Origin of the sequence: Solitalea lacus (assembly GCF_022014595.1) — a bacterium.
Lineage (GTDB): Bacteria > Bacteroidota > Bacteroidia > Sphingobacteriales > Sphingobacteriaceae > Solitalea > Solitalea lacus.
The window spans coordinates 2,523,613-2,540,538 of sequence record NZ_CP091740.1 but is presented as its reverse complement, the minus strand read 5'-3'; the positions used below and the strand labels follow the sequence as shown (position 1 = coordinate 2,540,538).

Below are 16,926 nucleotides of genomic sequence, written 5' to 3'. Positions count from 1 at the left end.
TGCGGTTTCAGATGCGGATTTTTCTGTTTAAAATTCCAATATTTGTGACCGGAAATTTTCAAACGGTAAAAATAACCAAATAATATCGAATGGCAATCATCACCTTAACAACTGACCTCGGGCATCGTGACTTTTATCAGGCAGCACTAAAGGGGGCAATCTTAAGTCAACTTCCAGAGGTTCGGATTGTAGATATTTCCCATCAAATTTCTTCCTACAATATACCGCAAGCAGCCTTTATTCTGAAAAATAGTTACAAATTTTTTCCAAAAGATTCTATCCACATAATAGGTATTGATCCTGATTATAATCAATCTCCTAACTATCTGATAGTTGAATATAATGGACATAGATTTATAGGTGCTGATAATGGTGTGTTTTCATTGTTGTTTGATGAGGCCCCTACTGAAATTTTTAAAATTAAGCTCTCTACAAATGCCGAATTAGGTCATTTCCCCCTGCTGGATGTATTTGTAAAGGCAGCTTGTCATTTGGCAAAAGGTGGTAAAGCCGCGGATATTGGAACCGAGATTAAGGATTATAATCATCGTACACTTATACAGCCTATTGTTGAAAGCAATATGATTAGGGGAAGTGTTTTGTACATTGATTCATTCCAAAATGTGATCACCAATATATCACGTGAGGTGTATGAAATGAATGTGGCAGCTCGCAACTTTGATATTATTTTTAGAAGAAATGAATCAATTAGTCGAATTAGTAAACATTATAACGATGTTCCTGAAGGGGAAAAATTAGCCTTGTTTAGCATTACTGGATATTTAGAAATTGCCATTAATAAAGGAAATGCTGCCGGGTTATTAGGCTTGCATTTAGGTGATATGGTACGGATAGAATTTCGATAGATTAATTAAAAAAGATGATAAAGAGAGTTGTGAAAATGACATTTGAACCTTCAAAAGTTGAAGAGTTTTTAGAAATTTTTGAAGAATCAAAACTATTGATCAGAGGATTTGAAGGTTGTAAACATCTTGAGTTACTAAATGATGTTAATGAATCGAATCGTTTTTTTACTTTAAGTTTTTGGGATTCAGAAGCTGATTTAGAAAGCTATCGGCAATCAGAATTGTTTAAAAGTACATGGGCTAAAACCAAGCCCTTATTTAATGAAAAGGCCGAAGCATGGTCTTTATCACAGCATTCTATTACATATTAATGAAAGTATATTTAGTCATAATCTCTATTTTTGAGGCTTTAATCGGTTTAGGGGGATTTACTTTGGTTGTTATGAACCTTATTAAGTGGAATACCGATAAAAGCACAAACTTTTATTTATATCGATCGGGTAAAATATTAATGATTGTTTGTGGGCTATTAGCCGTCATCACATTTATAAAGATGTTTATCATTAAAATGTAAAATTCGCTCATGAAAAATGCGCCTGTCGCATTTTTGTTAATTTTGCATGGTTAAAATCTGATAGAGTATTATAGATGGCGCGTCAGCGATTAAATAGTGGTAATCCTGCAGAAAAGGAACTCCCCAAAGCAAAAATTTCCAAAGAATCTTTAAAACACGCATTAACCTTATTGAAATACATAAGGCCCTATCGCTATAAATTCGGTATGGGTATGTTTTTCTTAGTATGCTCAACTTTTGCATTTCTTTACATTCCTATGGAAATGGGAAAATTGGTAGGTGTTGCAACGAGTTCACTTCAACACGGCGATCTTTCAAAAATTAAGGAAATAGCATTGGTGCTTTTCGGAACATTGGCTATAGCTGCTATGTTTTCATTTTTTCGCATTTTATGGTTTGTTGAGGTTTCGGAAAAAACAGTTGCAGCTATTAGAAAGGATGTTTATACTAATTTAATATGCCTACCGATGCATTTCTTTGCTCAAAGTCGAGTAGGCGAATTGAATAGCCGTATCTCATCTGATCTTTCACAAATCCAGGATAGTATTACTACTACATTAGCAGAGTTTTTAAGGCAGTTGATTATTCTGATTATTGGTATTGCAGCAGTAACAATTATATCGAAGGAACTCACCCTATTTATTCTCTGTGTGCTACCTGTTTTAATTCTCATTGCTATATTTTTTGGAAGGTTCATTCGTAAAATTGCTCGCAAGGCACAAGATAAATTAGCTGAATCAAATACAATTGTAGAAGAGACATTGCAAGGTATTTCAAATGTAAAAGCATTTACAAACGAAGCATATGAAGCCAACCGATATACTAGAAGTATAAATCAAGTTGTTGGTTTGGCAATGAAGGGAGCTAAGTTCAGGGGGACATTTGTAATTTTTATTACTCTTGGCCTTTTTGGAGCTATTATTTCAATTGCTGTTTATGGAGCTAGTTTAGTGCAAATGGGTAAAATCGAAATCAAGGATTTTATTTCATTTATCTTGTATGCTGGTTTTGTTGGCGGTGCAATGGGAGGCTTTGCCGAAATTCTTGCTCAAATTCAGAAAACGCTCGGAGCCACTGAACGCGTTGTAGAGTTGTTGAATGAATCTAGTGAGCCTGTTGATTTTAAGGATATAGATAAGAAAGAGCAAATAATTAAAGGGGATTTAGCCTTTGAGAATGTTTCTTTTCACTATCCTTCACGTCCGGAAGTTAAGGTGTTGAATGATGTCAGCTTTACAGCAAAGGCTGGAGAAAAAGTAGCGATTGTTGGGCCGAGTGGTGCCGGAAAATCGACTATTGTTTCTCAAATATTACGTTTTTATGAACCTCAACAAGGGCAACTAATTTTTGATGGTTTACCTGCTTCGGCTTATTCATTAACAGATATCCGTAGTCAGGTTGCAATAGTTCCTCAGGATGTACTTTTATTCGGTGGAAGTATTAAAGAGAATATTGCTTATGGAAAGATAGGCGCTACGGATGAGGAAATTATCCAATCGGCCAAAAGGGCCAATGCTCATGAGTTTATCATGACTTTTCCTGAAGGCTACGATACCATGGTGGGTGAACGAGGGGTAAAATTATCAGGAGGTCAACGTCAACGTATTGCTATCGCTAGAGCATTGCTTAAAAACCCTGTTATTTTAATCTTAGATGAAGCCACAAGCTCGCTTGATTCAGAGTCGGAGCGTTTGGTTCAGGAAGCTTTAGAAGAGTTAATGAAAAACAGAACGTCAATAATTATTGCTCACCGCTTATCCACAATTCGTGAAGCTGATAAAATTGTAGTCCTTGAAAAAGGAAAAGTAATTGAACAGGGCACTCATAATGAGTTGATCTTGAAAGATAATGGTTTGTATCGATATCTTTCTGAATTACAACTGGAATCAAATAATTAATTAGTAAAAGTAATTACTAAAAAAATTATTTGATAGCGATAAATCGAGTCTTGCTCTTAAATTTAAGTTGTCTTATCGACTATCTTGGGCTTGATTAAATAGTCTACTTAGTTTGTAGTAATAATTTTTTTACGAGATTTTTAAAGTAATTATTTCTACTTTTACGGCCGATGTTGAAAAAACTAATACATATTACATTCGTTTTCTTACTGGCAAATATTATGCTGGCTGAGGTTTGTACTATGTATTCGTGGTTCAATTCAACTCAACAGGTTTTTGTTGAAGAAGAAGATCATAAAGACAATCATGATCCAGCTAAAAAGTTAAAGAAAAAAGCATTTGAAGAGTATTTTAATAGAAATGCAGTTCTAATGCAAAGTATTGATGCTTTTCTGCGTTCAAAAAATCCTGGATTTGAATTGATTTTGCATCAAGATCCTCATATAGAGATGCATTGCCCCCCTCCTAACTTATCGTAGTTTCTTCCCTTATTTAACTAATTGCTGTAAGCTTTTGACTCTTGAAATTTCAAGTTATATCAATTGCTTATGCTTAAATGAAACTAAAAGATTGTAAATCTTAGGTTTTAGGTGCTTATCTAATATAGGTATGCCTATTTCTATGAGTTTTACTCAAATTGATCATCTCAACAAAAAATAATTCGATGAACAAATCAGGTTTGTTTTCAAATATAAAAAGCGATTTTCCAGCTAGTATTGTAGTCTTTCTGGTAGCTCTGCCCTTGTGTTTAGGCGTTGCCATGGCCTCGGGGGCACCATCTTTGTTTTCAGGTTTAATTGCCGGTATGGTTGGCGGTATTGTCGTAGCCAGCTTAAGTGGCTCACAATTGAGTGTTAGTGGGCCAGCTGCGGGTTTAACAGCCATTGTATTAAGTGCAATTACTGAGTTAGGAACTTATGAAACATTTTTATTAGCAGTTGTAATAGCAGGAGCTTTACAGCTGATTTTAGGTTTGGCTAAAGCAGGTACAGTTTCAAATTACATTCCTTCAAATGTTATTAAAGGAATGCTTGCAGCTATTGGTATTATTTTGATTTTAAAGCAGGTCCCTTATGCGTTTGGTTATGATGCTAATATTGAGGGTGATATGGCATTTTCTCAGCATGATCAACACAATACTTTCTCTGAATTGTATTTCATGCTTAATAAAATACATTATGGAGCCACTATAATAGCAGCAATCTCCATTGGAATTTTATTGCTTTGGGAGCGTCCTTTCTTCAAGAAGTTTAAATTATTTCCTGCCCCTCTTGCAGTGGTGGCTGTTGGTACAATTTTGAATCAAATATTTATTGGTACCGGTTCAAGCTTGGCTATTCAGGCTTCTCATTTAGTAAATATTCCGGTAAGTGATAGTTTAGGTAGTTTCTTTAATAATTTCACTTCACCTGATTTTTCAGCATTTACAAACCCGCAGGTATATATTGTTGCCATAACATTGGCAATTGTAGCTTCAATAGAATCGTTGTTAAGTTTAGAGGCAGTTGATAAACTTGATCCAGAGCGTAGATATTCTTCTACCAATCAGGAGTTAAAGGCTCAAGGTATTGGCAATATGATTTCGGGTTTAATAGGTGGTTTACCAGTAACATCGGTAATTGTACGTAGCTCGGCAAACGTAAACTCGGGTGCAAAGACCAAACTTTCAGCAATTATGCATGGTGTGCTATTGCTATTATGTGCCATGTTTATCCCTGGACTTTTGAATATGATTCCTCTCTCGGCTTTGGCAGCTATACTAATTATGACAGGCTATAAACTTGCCAAGGTCAAGCTGTTCAAAGAGATGTACAACAATGGTTGGGGACAGTTCATTCCATTTGTTGTTACCATTGTGGCCATTGTATTTACAGACTTATTGATTGGTATTGCAATAGGTATTGCCATTTCTGCATTGAGTATTTTAAATAAGAACTTGCGTAATGCTTATTTCTTCAAAAAGGAACAATTCCATGTTGGAGAGGTTATCCGTGTAGAGCTTTCGGAAGAAGTGTCATTCTTAAATAAAGCATCATTATTGTTAACTCTTGAAAATATTCCTCATAACAGCAATGTGGTTATTGATGCCTCAAAATCTGTTTATATTGATTTTGATGTTATAGAATTAATTAAAGAGTTTAAGGATGTTAAAGCACCTGATAGAAATATTCAACTTAATCTTGTAGGTTTTAAGGATGAATATAAAGATTATAATAATGTAAGCTTTATAAGTAGCGCTCCTACTAAAGAAACACAATCCCAGCTTACTCATCAGCAGGTTTTGCAGATCCTGAAAGATGGTAACGAACGATTTGTAAATAACAGTCGTTTAAATAGAAATCACTCCCATTTGGTGCATACTACTTCTCATGGGCAGTACCCACATGCTGTAATTTTAAGCTGTATTGACTCCAGAACTTCATCAGAGGTAATTTTTGATCAAAGTATCGGTGATATTTTCAGTATTCGTATTGCTGGAAATATTGTAAATGATGATATTCTGGGTAGTATGGAGTTTGCTTGTAAAGTTGCAGGTTCAAAAATCATAGTTGTACTGGGTCATACAAATTGCGGAGCTATTAAAGGGGCTTGTGATTGTGTTGATATGGGGAATTTGACAGCTTTACTAAGCAAAGTTAAACCTGCACTAGATGCCGAAATTGTAACAATAAATAACAGAAATTCTAAGAATGTTGATTTTGTTAATAATGTTACCCGCTTAAATGTTTTCACCACCAAGAAGAAAATTCGTCAGATGAGTCCAATTTTGGATGAAATGATTGCTAATGGTGAAATTGCATTGGTAGGTGGATTGTATAATGTAGAAACAGGTAAAGTAATCTTCTACGATCAAGGTTTGCATAATCAAAAAGATACCCCTATTCAAATTTTACAGGAAGCGTAATAAGTGTCAACTTTTATTACTAAAGAGCTTTTAGTTGTGTTAGTTTTTTGGCAGAGGTGCATGAAAATGCACCTTTTGCTTTTTTAGCCTTCATGTTTAGGATATTACATTTACATAAACAATGATATTCCTATCAATCCTATATATAGAAAAAGGCTGCTTCCATATGGAAGCAGCCTTTTTCTATAGCAATCCTAAATTATTGCTCTGATTTAGGTTGACTGTGATTGTTTTCCTTTTTTTCGCCAGCAGGACGTTCTGGACGAGGAATTAATACTTTACGTGAAAGTTTTAATTTGCCTGTTTTCTTGTCGATATCAAGCAATTTTACTTTAATTTTCTCTCCTATTTCCAACACTCCATCCATGGTTTCAAAGCGTTTCCAGTCAATTTCTGAAATATGCAATAGACCATCTTTGCCTGGTAAAATCTCAACAAAAGCACCAAAAGGTTGAATGTTTTTAACAGTACCTTCATATACCTCACCAATTTCAGGAACTGTAGTGATTCCTTTAATTTTTGCGGTAGCTTTATCAACGCTTTCTTTTTCAGTACCAAAAATTTGCACTTTACCGAACTCACCAACCTCTTCAATGTTGATAGTCGCACCGGTTTCACGTTGCATCTCCTGAATTACTTTACCTCCAGGGCCAATCACTGCACCGATGAATTCACGAGGAATTAGCATTTCAATAATACGTGGTGCATGTGGTTTGTAATCTTCACGAGGCTCTGACAGGGTTTTATTCATTTCACCCAAGATATGTAAACGGCCCTCACGAGCTTGGTTTAATGCCTGAGTTAATGTTTCGTAGGATAAACCATCAATTTTAATGTCCATTTGGCAAGCGGTAATACCATTAGCAGTACCGGTTACTTTAAAGTCCATATCACCCAAGTGATCTTCATCACCTAAGATGTCTGATAAAATAGCGAATTTACCGGTTTCACTATCTGAGATTAAACCCATTGCGATACCAGAAACTGAACCTTTAAGCTTAATACCTGCATCTAATAATGCTAAAGTACCAGCACAAACCGTTGCCATTGATGAAGAACCGTTAGATTCTAAAATGTCAGAAACGATACGGATGGTATAAGGATTTTCGCCTTCAACAGGTAATACTTGTTTCAATGCGCGCATGGCAAGGTTACCATGACCCACTTCACGACGACCTGGACCGCGATTAGGGCGAACTTCACCAGTTGAGAAACCTGGGAAATTGTAGTGTAATAAGAATTTGTTGTAACCGAAGAAAATTGCTCCGTCGATCATTTGCTCATCATCTTTAGCACCTAATGTTACAGTTGTTAAAGATTGAGTTTCACCACGTGTGAACACAGCTGAACCGTGTGCAGCAGGTAAATAATCAACTTCTGACCAGATAGGACGAACTTGAGTTACGCTACGACCATCTAAACGAACTCCTTCGTTTAAAATCATATTACGCATTGCTTCTTTTTCGATATCATGGTAGTAACGTTTAATCAACATTAAGGTCACATCATCAAGACCTTCTTCGCCTTTGGCAGCAGTTTCCTTTTCAATAAAGGCATCAAGTACAGCTTTAAAAGCAACACTGCGTTCATCTTTACCGCTACCACCTTTAGCTACTTCGTAAATTTTAGCATAAAGTTCTTCTCTGATACGGTTTTTAAGATCAGCATCATTGTCTTCGTGATTATATTCACGTTTAGGCTTGTTACCTGTTAATTCACGTAATTCTAATTGAGCCTGAACTTGAATTTTGATAGCATTGTGACCAACTTTAATAGCCTCAATCATATCTTGTTCAGAACACTCTTTCATTTCACCTTCCATCATTACGATGTCTTTGGCAGAACCGGCAAGCATGATATCCATATCAGCTAATTCAAGTTCTTTGATGGTAGGGTTTACAACAAATTTACCATCGATACGAGCAACACGAACTTCAGAGATTGGACCATTAAATGGAATATCACTGATAGTGATCGCTGCAGAAGCAGCTAATGCAGCTAATGCATCTGGCATAATATCTTTATCAGCAGAAATTAAGCTGATCATTACCTGAGTATCAGCATGATAATCATCAGGGAACAATGGACGTAGTGCACGGTCAACTAAACGGCTAATTAACACTTCATAGTCAGAAAGACGAGCTTCACGACGTAAAAATCCACCAGGGATACGACCGGCAGATGCATATTTTTCTTGATAATCTACAGACAAAGGTAAAAAGTCGGTTCCCGGCTTTGCCTCTTTTGCTGACACGACAGTAGCCAATAACATGGTATCACCCATTTTTACCACTACACTGCCGTCAGCTTGTTTTGCCAGTTTACCTGTTTCGATTGATACTAGTCTTCCATCACCAATATCAAACGTTTTTGTAATTCCAATTTGCGACATATTTATTTTTCTACAACTTATTTGCGACTAAAAATAAGTAAAACTTCAATACTTATTAGGTTAATCGCGATTTATATTTTTTAGACTTTTTGATTGCTGAGTTTAATGATAAAGAGCTGCGTAATTGGGTTTCTAAGCTCTTAAATCTAAAGGAGAAGTAAAACAAAAAGAGCCGTCAAAATAAAAAGACGGCTCTTTATGATAAATCTTAAACTATTTTCTTAATTCTAGTTCTTTTACAATTGCACGGTAACGAGCAATGTCTTTCTTCATTAGATAATCTAATTGTGAACGACGTTTACCAACTAGTTTCTGAACGGCTAACTGCGTACCAAAGTCTTTTTTATTCTTCTTTAAGTGTTCAGTCAAATGTTTAATACGGTGAGTAAACAACGCAATTTGACCTTCCGCAGAACCAGTATTGGTTTCGCTTTGACCGTGTTTTTTGAAGATTTCTTTTTTTACTTCTGAACTTAAATACATTTCTTGAATGGTATTAAAGCGTTTAACAAAAATTTAATTAAGGCGCAAAGTTACATTTCTTATACAAAAAAAAGAAACGTATATAAATATTTACTTTAAATTACTTAACTAATGGAATGGTACCTGCCAAGTCATACCTAGCTACTGCATCCAGTTTATGCTCGGCCTGAAAATATTTTGTCACAAGTTTTCCTGGTAATTCTTTTTGAAAACGTTTGATGTATTTGTTTTCAAGATCTAAATACTGCTTTTGAATTACTTGATATTGTTTCAGTAGGGTATTGGCCTGACTGTCAGAAATGGAATCGTATGATTTCGCGTAGTCTTCAATCAACTTAATGCTTTTATCATTTAAGCTAATTTTTGCAGCTTGAAACTCTTTGTATAGGGGCCAAAATTTGGCAGACTGGTCTTCGGATAAATTCATTACCTGTGCAATGACGTCCTGTTTCATAGTTTGTAAGGCACTTCTGGTAACTTCAATCTGAGATTTGGTATCCTGTGCATAGCTTTTATGCAATGGAAAAATACTGATAAACAGTATTAAGAGCGAGAACGTAATTTTTTTCATAGTCTATTTATTTAATTATTTAATCTACTTAAAAAACTTTAAAGTTCGATGGTAAATAAATTATGTTTTAATTAGCCAAATAAAATTCTTTTTGCTTATGTAATAAATTGTATATCAGTAATATATATAGATTTACATAAATTGATTCTTTAATTGTTTTCAACCTGTAAATAATTGGGCCCTTTACAGAAGACTACTCTATCTTTATTATAATTTTTCCAAATTGTTCTGCTTTTTTCATCCGGTCAAGAGCGTCATTTGCCTCCTCAAGAGGAAATACTTTATCTATAACCGGTAACAATTTGTGTTGTTCAATAAAGCGAATCATAGAATCGAAATCAGTCTTATTTCCCATTGTTGATCCTAAAATGTTAAGTTGTTTCCAAAAAATGCGTCTTGGATCTAAGTCTTTAATTGTTCCTTTGGTAGCACCATAAAACACGATTCGGCCACCAGGATTAGCTAATTCTACTAACTCCTTAAAACCCTCTCCGGCAGCGCTGTCTACAATCACATCAAAACCACCTGCTAGTTCTTTCAAATCCTGAACCCAATTGGTTGATTTATAGTTTACACCTCCGTAAGCGCCTAAAAACTTGGCATTTTCAATTTTCTCATTAGAGCCTGAGGTAACATAAACCTCACATCCTTCGGCAACGGCAAATTGCATGGCAAACAAAGCCACTCCACCACCTACTCCATTTATCAAAACTCTTTCTCTTGGTTTTAATTGAGCTCTTGTAAATATTGCCCTGAAAGCCGTTAGGCCTGCCAAAGGTATAGCTGCGGCTTCTTCAAAACTTAGATGCGATGGTTTCTTATAGAGATATTCGGCTTTGCAAAGTGCAAATTCAGCCAATGTTCCATTATCGGGTAGACCTAATATTTTAAACTCTTTTGATTGCGCCTTAGGATTATCACCCCAATTGAATGAAGGGTTAATAATAACTTCCCTGTTTAGCCAATCTTTATCAACATTAAGACCAGTTTCAACAACAATGCCGGATCCATCAGAACCCAAAATTATAGGATATTTAATTCCTGAATATAAGCCTTCCTGTATCCATTTATCTCTATGGTTAAAAGCCGCAGCCTTTATCTTTACAAGTACTTCATCGGGCTCTAATACTGGTTTTTCAACTTCCTTTATCGTTAGAGGTTCTTTTAATCCGTTTAATACTAAGGCTTTCATATTAGTTGTTATTTGTTGGATATACGCTGAAGAAATTGATTCTTTACGCATATTGCTCGATTGGGTTTAGGGATATGTTAAAAATGGTTATGAACTTAATAAATTTACGATTTAGAAATTGTAATTATACTGTTCGTAGGTATTGAATCTTAATGCTTTCTATATCCTCTAGTTTACCTATGATTCGATTTATTTCTGATTTTTTTAACTCAAATTCAATAGTACATGAATTATCAAAATGTTGAATTAGAATCACTACGGAATCGTCTTTCATTACTTTCATAACATCATTCATTTGTAGGTATTCAAAATCAATGCGGTAAGTGTCGTTTACTGTTCGCTGAATAACTTTAGTATTGTTTAAGGCCTCAACGGTTGCTGTTTTATAGGCATTAATCAGCCCAGGAACGCCTAATAAGGTTCCTCCAAAATACCGGACTACAAATACAACAATGTTGGTTAAATCTTTTGAAAGTAATACGTTTAAAATAGGTCTTCCGGCAGAACCAGAGGGTTCACCATCATCATTGGCTCTGAAAACCGTTCTGTCTAATCCCAAACGCCAGGCATAGCAATAATGTCGGGCTGTTGGGTGCTCTTTTTTTAGTTTTTGCAGCCATTCTTTTACTTCATCCTCTGTTTTTATGGGATATGCGTATGCAATGAATTTGCTGCCTCTGTCTCGAAAAATCCCTTCCGATGGTAATTCTATAGTTTGATATGTATCTTCAAAAAGCATTAATTATTGGTGATAATGTGTAAGTTTTTAATCGATTAAGACTGTGTGGATTCGTTAAAAATAATCCGAAGTTCATCATTGCCCACGTTTACCTTCGAGATTAATTTACCTGATAAAATTGGGGCTACAATACCATCAGTTAAAACTTTATCTCCAGTAAAAATACGGGCCTCATCCCATAAATTGTATTTAATGAATTGATTTAAAAGATTAGCTCCACCCTCAATAATCACAGATTGAATATCCTGTAAGTATAATTGATACATCATAAACTGGGGTAAATATTCATTAAACTCAAGTTGATTGTAATATATATTGTCAAACACCTTCGTTTTTTGTTCGTTATAAACTATTGTTTTAGCTGATTTATCAAATAGCTTTAAGGTTGAAGGAAGTTTAAGATTTTTATCAACTACAACTCTAATTGGGTTCCTGCCAATCCATTCTCTTACTGTAAGTTGTGGGTCGTCAATTAAAGCAGTTCTTGAACCAATTAAAATGGCATCTTCCTCGCTACGCCATTTATGAACAAGTTCCATAGCTCGCTTGCCTGTAATCCAAAACTGAGAGCCATCTTTAGGAGCAAAGTAACCATTGGAAGTTTGGGCCCATTTCAGGATAATGTAAGGACGTTTTTGTTTTTGTGAAGTAATAAATCGTTTATTTAACGATAAACAATCCTTCTCTAAAATACCTGATATTACTTCTATGCCATGGCTTTTTAGTTTTTCAATTCCTTTTCCGCTTACTTTTTCAAATGGATCAATACAACCCACAACCACGCGCGGAATTTGGTGTTTGACAATCAAATCAGCGCAGGGTGGAGTTTTGCCATAATGAGAACAAGGTTCTAAACTTACATAAATGGTTGATTGTTTAAGTAATTCAGAAGCATTGCTATATTGCTTAAGTACGGCATTTATAGCATTCACTTCAGCATGTGCCTGTCCAAATTTTTCATGAAAGCCTTCACCAATAATTTTTCCATCACACACGATTACCGATCCAACCATAGGGTTCGGACTTACATTTCCCTGTCCGGTTTGCGCAAGTTCAATACAGCGCTTAATATAAAGTTGATGTTCATTCATGCAGACTGCAAAAATAAGAAACTTGATAATACTCTATCGGTTTAGGCGAAATTATGATTTAGGGAATGTTAACTTTGCTTTATGCCAACAGTAAAAGACTTTGAAAGTCATCTTAGCCAAAAATTAGTTGATTTATACGATACGGTAGAGGCTAAAAGTATCTCACAATTAGTGTTAATGCACGTATTGAATGTGAATAAGACTCAGCTGTCTATGAAGGGTCTAAGAGAACTTAATGTACAGGAAATTATCTCTTTAGAGATGATACTTGAAGAGCTACTTTCAGCAAAACCGGTACAATATGTTTTGGGTGAAACTGAATTTTATGGTTGTAGAATTAAGGTGAACGAACACGTACTAATTCCTCGTCAGGAAACAGAAGAATTGGTGCATTGGATATTGGCCGATTTAAAATACAATAAAGCTGGTGATTTAAACATCTTAGATATTTGTACGGGTAGCGGCTGTATTCCAATCGCTTTAAAGAAGAATTTACCTAATGCTAAATTAAGTGGACTGGATATCTCTTATAACGCATTGGAAACGGCAACACAAAACGCAGTACTAAATAAAGCGGAAGTGCAGTTTTATTATCAGGATATACTAAATGCCGAAGCTTCGACCCCAAACTCCTTTGACATTATTGTTAGTAATCCTCCGTATGTAAGAGAGCTAGAAAAGGAGAAAATGCATAAGAATGTATTGGATTTTGAACCTCACCTGGCTTTGTTTGTAACAGATAACAACCCATTGATTTTTTATAAGGCCATAGCCGATTATGCTTCTAAATACTTAAAAAAAGGTGGTAGCCTTTACTTTGAGATAAATGAAGTGCTTGGTTCAGAAACTAAAGCTGTTATGGAAGCCGCAGGTTTTTATAATGTTGAAGTAAGAAAAGACCTGTACGATAAAGACAGAATGATAAAAGGAATTTTAAAATAACACATCCTAATGAAACCAAACAATCCTAAAGAGTTTTATTCAGTTAAACATTCTCAAACAACAATTACAGAATTGATGATCCCATCTTACGCTAATTTTGGAGGGAAAATTCATGGTGGGATATTGCTTTCATTGATGGATAAAGTTGCTTATGCTTGCGCTTCCCGTCATGCAGGTACTTATTGTGTAACAGTTTCGGTTGATGAAGTTAACTTCTTGGCGCCTGTTGAGGTGGGTGATCTCGTGTCAATGCATGCTTCTGTTAATTATGTGGGTAATACCTCTTTGGTTGTGGGGATAAGAGTTGAAAGTGAAAATGTAAAAACACGTGAGGTGAAACACACAAATACCTCCTATTTTACAATGGTAGCTAAAGATGAGGATACTAATAAACCTAAGCAGGTGCCAGGACTGATATTGGAAAACCATGTGCAATTACGACGTTTTATTGAAGCAATTAAAAGAAGGGAAATAAAAAAGCGTTATGCTCATGAGTTTGATAATATAAAGGCTTTCGAAAATCTGGATGATGAAATTAGTCTTTTGGATAATGAACGCTGTATTTTAGATCTTAACCACGCAAAATAATAATGAGAACATTATTGTTGATGCTTTTGTTGGTGCCGATTTTAAGTTGCGGGCAACAAAAGAAACAGGAGATTATAATAAAAGACGCTAATAATAAGGTTATTTCTTATGATGAAATGAGTTACTTATTGTTGACAGGTGATTATAAAATGCAGAACGTTCAAAATGATGCAGGCGAGTTTACTGAAATTAAATTGCAGAAAAACTCGCTGGAGGAAAAAGACGCAGCATTAACAGCCATAATGACTCCCAATCGCTTTTTCACAAAGGATGTTCGGGTTCCGAATTTTCAGTTTACAACGCTAGATGGAAAATCCTTAAGTTTTGAACAGTTGAAAGGAAAGGTAATTGTTGTAAACTTTTGGTTTACAACCTGTGCACCTTGTTTAAAGGAATTACCCGAATTGAACGAAATAGCTGAATATTATAAACAGAATCCGAATGTGGTTTTTCTGGCTTTTTCAACAGATAAAAAAGAAAAGGTCGAACTGTTTTTAGCAAAGAGGGAATTTAATTACCAGCAAGTTGTTGATGCGGAGAAGCAGATTGAAGAGTTAGAAATAGGCACTTTTCCAACTAACCTCATTATTACTCCTCAAGGTAAAACTCAATTCATTGTCGGTGGTTTCATCCCTCCTATTAAATCAATTTTGATGTATCAAATTGATAAAGCGTTAAGAATTAAATAGTTCTAATTTTTTATTTAAAGTAATTAAATAGATAGAATACTTGATTTTATTTTAAAAGTAGGTTTATAGCCACTCCTATTAGTATACTTAATGAAAAGCTGATTAATGTGCCAATAAGCACATATTCGGTTTGTTTTCGAGCTTTGTTCTTATCGGTATCCTGATCACTGTAACGCAATATCGATTTGGCAGCAATCAGAAATCCTATGCCTTCGAATTGTTGCATTAACAAAAAAGTAAGCACCATAATACGCTCAAAAATACCGATCCACTTACCGGCATTTTCCAAACTTGCCAGGTCATCATTGATTTTTTCGCGCCAGTGCTTTGTAGCTATATTAATGATGATGCCCAGTGGCCATATCACCATTAGGTAAGCAGCAAGGATTAGTATGATTTTAAAATTACTTAACTGTTGTATGATGATGTTGATGAATAATCCCCAACCTTTAATTAACCAAAGCCAAACAATTAGAATAACAACAAGGTGAAGTAGTTGGTCAATAAGGAAGATTGATAAGCTGTATTTGTGTTGGCGAACCTTCCAGTAATCAATTAAGGTATGTGAAATGGCTAAAATAATTCCTGCGGTTACTACCTTTCCTCCTAATGTTACCAATAAAAGAACAGAGATTAGTCCTGAAAGAAATCCATGTAAATATAAAAAGCCTGTTGAGGCTTTAATGCTTTGTTTATGTTGTACCCATTTTTTGGGTTGAAAAACGAAATCAACCAATAGGTGTGCAATTAATAATCTAACTAAAATAGACCCTTGTTCATAGGTAAATAAATCATGCATTGGATTTAGTTTTTGCTTGTATAATTGTTTGGTAGCGGTTTAATACAGTCTGTAAAGCATCAAATTCAGCTAATTTTAGGCGATTGTTTACCGAGGCTTGTGAAATCCCAAGCTTTTGGGCTATGGCCATTTGGTTAAACCCATTTAAACGTTCCCAGATAACTTCTGCTTGCGCCAATGTCCATTTATTGATAATTACGTCGAGTAATATGCAAAGTACTTGCATTTCGGCATTAATCTCCTCCCAAGGACTTTTAAATAATAACCTTTTAGAGCTTTTTTCATCCAGAAGTTGACCTGAGTTTCGGAAAGCCTCCCCGTCTGATTCTTCAATGGTCTCAGCTTTGAGGCTAACGCCTCCCAGTCCAATAGCCATTCGTGCATCAAAACACACCGAGCGTGATGATGTGTTTGTTTTTAGAAGATAAGCGCGAGTTTTAATACATTGTTCTAAGGCTAGCCAAGGTTTCTCACTTAAACCTTGAAAGGCATCTCCCCTGAAAATATGAAATTCAATTCCGTCGATTTGGCTTGATAATCCTTTTAGTGTATTCAATAAAAGTTCCCTGTCGGCTTTATCCAAACTAGTTGAATTTACAATATCTGCTGTTAGTACTGCATAAATCATCACTCTAATATAGATTAATTAATCTATAAAGTAAAATTATAGTCTAATTAAACTATAATTAATTATTATAGACTTAATAATCTATAATTTAAAGGTTTTATGAAGAGGAAGAAATGCTTAACAGAACAAATACCGTTGATATTTAGTTTATTCCAATGTTAATCTACTATCATTTGCAATGTCTGTTCTTTTATCAAAATGAAAATCAACATACTTTGCTTCATCTTTAATACCTTTAATGTTTATTTTAACTCTACCCATTTCAAGGTTGTTTTTATCAAATGCTTTTGCAGTTATAGTCCCTTTATAATTTTCATTAAATATTAAATAGGCAGTTAAAATATTGTCAATATTAGATGAATCACCGGAAACAGTCATTTTGCCAAAATCAATACCAACCTTTTTTAACCTAGCATTTATTTCAATTTTAGGTTCAACAGCTTTTTCTACACCTGTTTTTACACCACTACTAAACTCTCCCAAAGCCTGCCCTGCAACGTCTCCTGTTTTATTTATTTTTTCCTTAATCTTATCTGTAGTACAAGAGTTAAAGATTATAAATGAAATGCTAAATAGTAAATAGTGTAGGTTCAACTTTTTCATATTTCGTTTAATTGTCCTTGTATTAA

At 34.9% G+C, this 16,926-nt stretch carries 17 protein-coding genes; 8 read left to right on the top strand and 9 right to left on the bottom strand.

The window, feature by feature from the left end:
• Positions 1-89: 89 nt before the first annotated feature.
• The 5 genes from L2B55_RS10765 (at position 90) to L2B55_RS10745 (ending at position 6,183) form a co-directional block, all read left to right on the top strand.
• Positions 90-866: an SAM hydrolase/SAM-dependent halogenase family protein gene (locus L2B55_RS10765; protein ID WP_237845434.1), complete on the top strand. Its 777-nt coding sequence runs from the start codon at positions 90-92 to the stop codon at positions 864-866.
• 14 nt (positions 867-880) lie between these two features.
• On the top strand, positions 881-1,177 hold the full coding sequence (locus L2B55_RS10760; protein WP_237845433.1) for a putative quinol monooxygenase: 297 nt from the start codon (positions 881-883) through the stop codon (positions 1,175-1,177).
• 277 nt (positions 1,178-1,454) lie between these two features.
• A complete protein-coding gene (locus tag L2B55_RS10755; protein ID WP_237845432.1) occupies positions 1,455-3,278 on the top strand; it encodes an ABC transporter ATP-binding protein in 1,824 nt (607 codons plus the stop codon).
• Positions 3,279-3,448: 170 nt separating this feature from the next.
• Complete coding sequence (locus L2B55_RS10750) at positions 3,449-3,757, top strand: hypothetical protein (RefSeq protein ID WP_237845429.1); 309 nt, start codon at positions 3,449-3,451, stop codon at positions 3,755-3,757.
• 185 nt (positions 3,758-3,942) lie between these two features.
• Complete coding sequence (locus tag L2B55_RS10745) at positions 3,943-6,183, top strand: bifunctional SulP family inorganic anion transporter/carbonic anhydrase (RefSeq protein ID WP_237845427.1); 2,241 nt, start codon at positions 3,943-3,945, stop codon at positions 6,181-6,183.
• 199 nt (positions 6,184-6,382) lie between these two features.
• Here L2B55_RS10745 and pnp read toward each other — a convergent pair whose 3' ends face one another.
• The 6 genes from pnp to ribD all read right to left on the bottom strand — a co-directional run bounded on the left by pnp (position 6,383) and on the right by ribD (position 12,651).
• On the bottom strand, positions 6,383-8,575 hold the full coding sequence (gene pnp / locus L2B55_RS10740; protein ID WP_237845425.1) for a polyribonucleotide nucleotidyltransferase: 2,193 nt from the start codon (positions 8,573-8,575) through the stop codon (positions 6,383-6,385).
• 213 nt (positions 8,576-8,788) lie between these two features.
• Positions 8,789-9,058, bottom strand: a complete 270-nt coding sequence (gene rpsO / locus L2B55_RS10735; protein WP_237845424.1) for a 30S ribosomal protein S15 — start codon at positions 9,056-9,058, stop codon at positions 8,789-8,791.
• 100 nt (positions 9,059-9,158) lie between these two features.
• Positions 9,159-9,629 carry a hypothetical protein gene (locus L2B55_RS10730; RefSeq protein WP_237845422.1) on the bottom strand — a complete coding sequence of 157 codons (471 nt, stop codon included), beginning with the start codon at positions 9,627-9,629 and terminating at the stop codon, positions 9,159-9,161.
• Positions 9,630-9,822: 193 nt separating this feature from the next.
• Positions 9,823-10,821: a zinc-binding dehydrogenase gene (locus L2B55_RS10725; RefSeq protein WP_237845421.1), complete on the bottom strand. Its 999-nt coding sequence runs from the start codon at positions 10,819-10,821 to the stop codon at positions 9,823-9,825.
• Positions 10,822-10,945: 124 nt separating this feature from the next.
• The gene (locus tag L2B55_RS10720) at positions 10,946-11,560 is read right to left on the bottom strand and encodes a YigZ family protein (RefSeq protein ID WP_237845420.1); all 615 of its coding nucleotides are present in this window, start codon (positions 11,558-11,560) and stop codon (positions 10,946-10,948) included.
• Positions 11,561-11,595: 35 nt separating this feature from the next.
• Positions 11,596-12,651, bottom strand: coding sequence for a bifunctional diaminohydroxyphosphoribosylaminopyrimidine deaminase/5-amino-6-(5-phosphoribosylamino)uracil reductase RibD (gene ribD / locus L2B55_RS10715; protein WP_237845418.1), 1,056 nt, complete (start codon positions 12,649-12,651; stop codon positions 11,596-11,598).
• Between the two features lie 81 nt (positions 12,652-12,732).
• Between ribD and prmC the strand changes: the two genes are divergently transcribed.
• Genes prmC through L2B55_RS10700 form a run of 3 tightly spaced genes read left to right on the top strand, consistent with a single transcriptional unit; the run spans position 12,733 to position 14,870 of the window.
• On the top strand, positions 12,733-13,593 hold the full coding sequence (prmC, locus tag L2B55_RS10710; RefSeq protein ID WP_237845416.1) for a peptide chain release factor N(5)-glutamine methyltransferase: 861 nt from the start codon (positions 12,733-12,735) through the stop codon (positions 13,591-13,593).
• Positions 13,594-13,602: 9 nt separating this feature from the next.
• Positions 13,603-14,181 (top strand): acyl-CoA thioesterase, encoded by a 579-nt coding sequence (locus tag L2B55_RS10705; protein WP_237845410.1) that lies wholly within the window; start codon positions 13,603-13,605, stop codon positions 14,179-14,181.
• Between the two features lie 2 nt (positions 14,182-14,183).
• Positions 14,184-14,870, top strand: coding sequence for a TlpA family protein disulfide reductase (locus L2B55_RS10700; RefSeq protein ID WP_237845409.1), 687 nt, complete (start codon positions 14,184-14,186; stop codon positions 14,868-14,870).
• A gap of 46 nt (positions 14,871-14,916) precedes the next feature.
• Here L2B55_RS10700 and L2B55_RS10695 read toward each other — a convergent pair whose 3' ends face one another.
• From L2B55_RS10695 to L2B55_RS10685, 3 genes are all read right to left on the bottom strand, one after another.
• Positions 14,917-15,669, bottom strand: coding sequence for a DUF3307 domain-containing protein (locus L2B55_RS10695; protein WP_237845407.1), 753 nt, complete (start codon positions 15,667-15,669; stop codon positions 14,917-14,919).
• Entirely contained in the window at positions 15,662-16,297 is a 636-nt protein-coding gene (locus tag L2B55_RS10690; RefSeq protein WP_237845404.1) for a SatD family protein, read from the bottom strand. The genes L2B55_RS10695 and L2B55_RS10690 overlap by 8 nt, the downstream gene beginning before the upstream one ends.
• A 147-nt stretch (positions 16,298-16,444) precedes the next feature.
• On the bottom strand, positions 16,445-16,900 hold the full coding sequence (locus L2B55_RS10685; protein ID WP_237845397.1) for a hypothetical protein: 456 nt from the start codon (positions 16,898-16,900) through the stop codon (positions 16,445-16,447).
• Between the last annotated feature and the right edge of the window lie 26 nt (positions 16,901-16,926).

Coding starts and splice junctions, on each gene's coding strand:
- ribD (WP_237845418.1), bottom strand. CDS start 12,651: ATGAATGAACATCAACTTTATATTAAGCGCTGTATTGAACTTGCGCAA.
- L2B55_RS10705 (WP_237845410.1), top strand. CDS start 13,603: ATGAAACCAAACAATCCTAAAGAGTTTTATTCAGTTAAACATTCTCAA.
- L2B55_RS10765 (WP_237845434.1), top strand. CDS start 90: ATGGCAATCATCACCTTAACAACTGACCTCGGGCATCGTGACTTTTAT.
- prmC (WP_237845416.1), top strand. CDS start 12,733: ATGCCAACAGTAAAAGACTTTGAAAGTCATCTTAGCCAAAAATTAGTT.
- L2B55_RS10725 (WP_237845421.1), bottom strand. CDS start 10,821: ATGAAAGCCTTAGTATTAAACGGATTAAAAGAACCTCTAACGATAAAG.
- L2B55_RS10730 (WP_237845422.1), bottom strand. CDS start 9,629: ATGAAAAAAATTACGTTCTCGCTCTTAATACTGTTTATCAGTATTTTT.
- L2B55_RS10690 (WP_237845404.1), bottom strand. CDS start 16,297: ATGATTTATGCAGTACTAACAGCAGATATTGTAAATTCAACTAGTTTG.
- rpsO (WP_237845424.1), bottom strand. CDS start 9,058: ATGTATTTAAGTTCAGAAGTAAAAAAAGAAATCTTCAAAAAACACGGT.
- L2B55_RS10745 (WP_237845427.1), top strand. CDS start 3,943: ATGAACAAATCAGGTTTGTTTTCAAATATAAAAAGCGATTTTCCAGCT.
- L2B55_RS10720 (WP_237845420.1), bottom strand. CDS start 11,560: ATGCTTTTTGAAGATACATATCAAACTATAGAATTACCATCGGAAGGG.
- L2B55_RS10750 (WP_237845429.1), top strand. CDS start 3,449: ATGTTGAAAAAACTAATACATATTACATTCGTTTTCTTACTGGCAAAT.
- L2B55_RS10695 (WP_237845407.1), bottom strand. CDS start 15,669: ATGCATGATTTATTTACCTATGAACAAGGGTCTATTTTAGTTAGATTA.
- L2B55_RS10755 (WP_237845432.1), top strand. CDS start 1,455: ATGGCGCGTCAGCGATTAAATAGTGGTAATCCTGCAGAAAAGGAACTC.
- L2B55_RS10700 (WP_237845409.1), top strand. CDS start 14,184: ATGAGAACATTATTGTTGATGCTTTTGTTGGTGCCGATTTTAAGTTGC.
- L2B55_RS10685 (WP_237845397.1), bottom strand. CDS start 16,900: ATGAAAAAGTTGAACCTACACTATTTACTATTTAGCATTTCATTTATA.
- pnp (WP_237845425.1), bottom strand. CDS start 8,575: ATGTCGCAAATTGGAATTACAAAAACGTTTGATATTGGTGATGGAAGA.
- L2B55_RS10760 (WP_237845433.1), top strand. CDS start 881: ATGATAAAGAGAGTTGTGAAAATGACATTTGAACCTTCAAAAGTTGAA.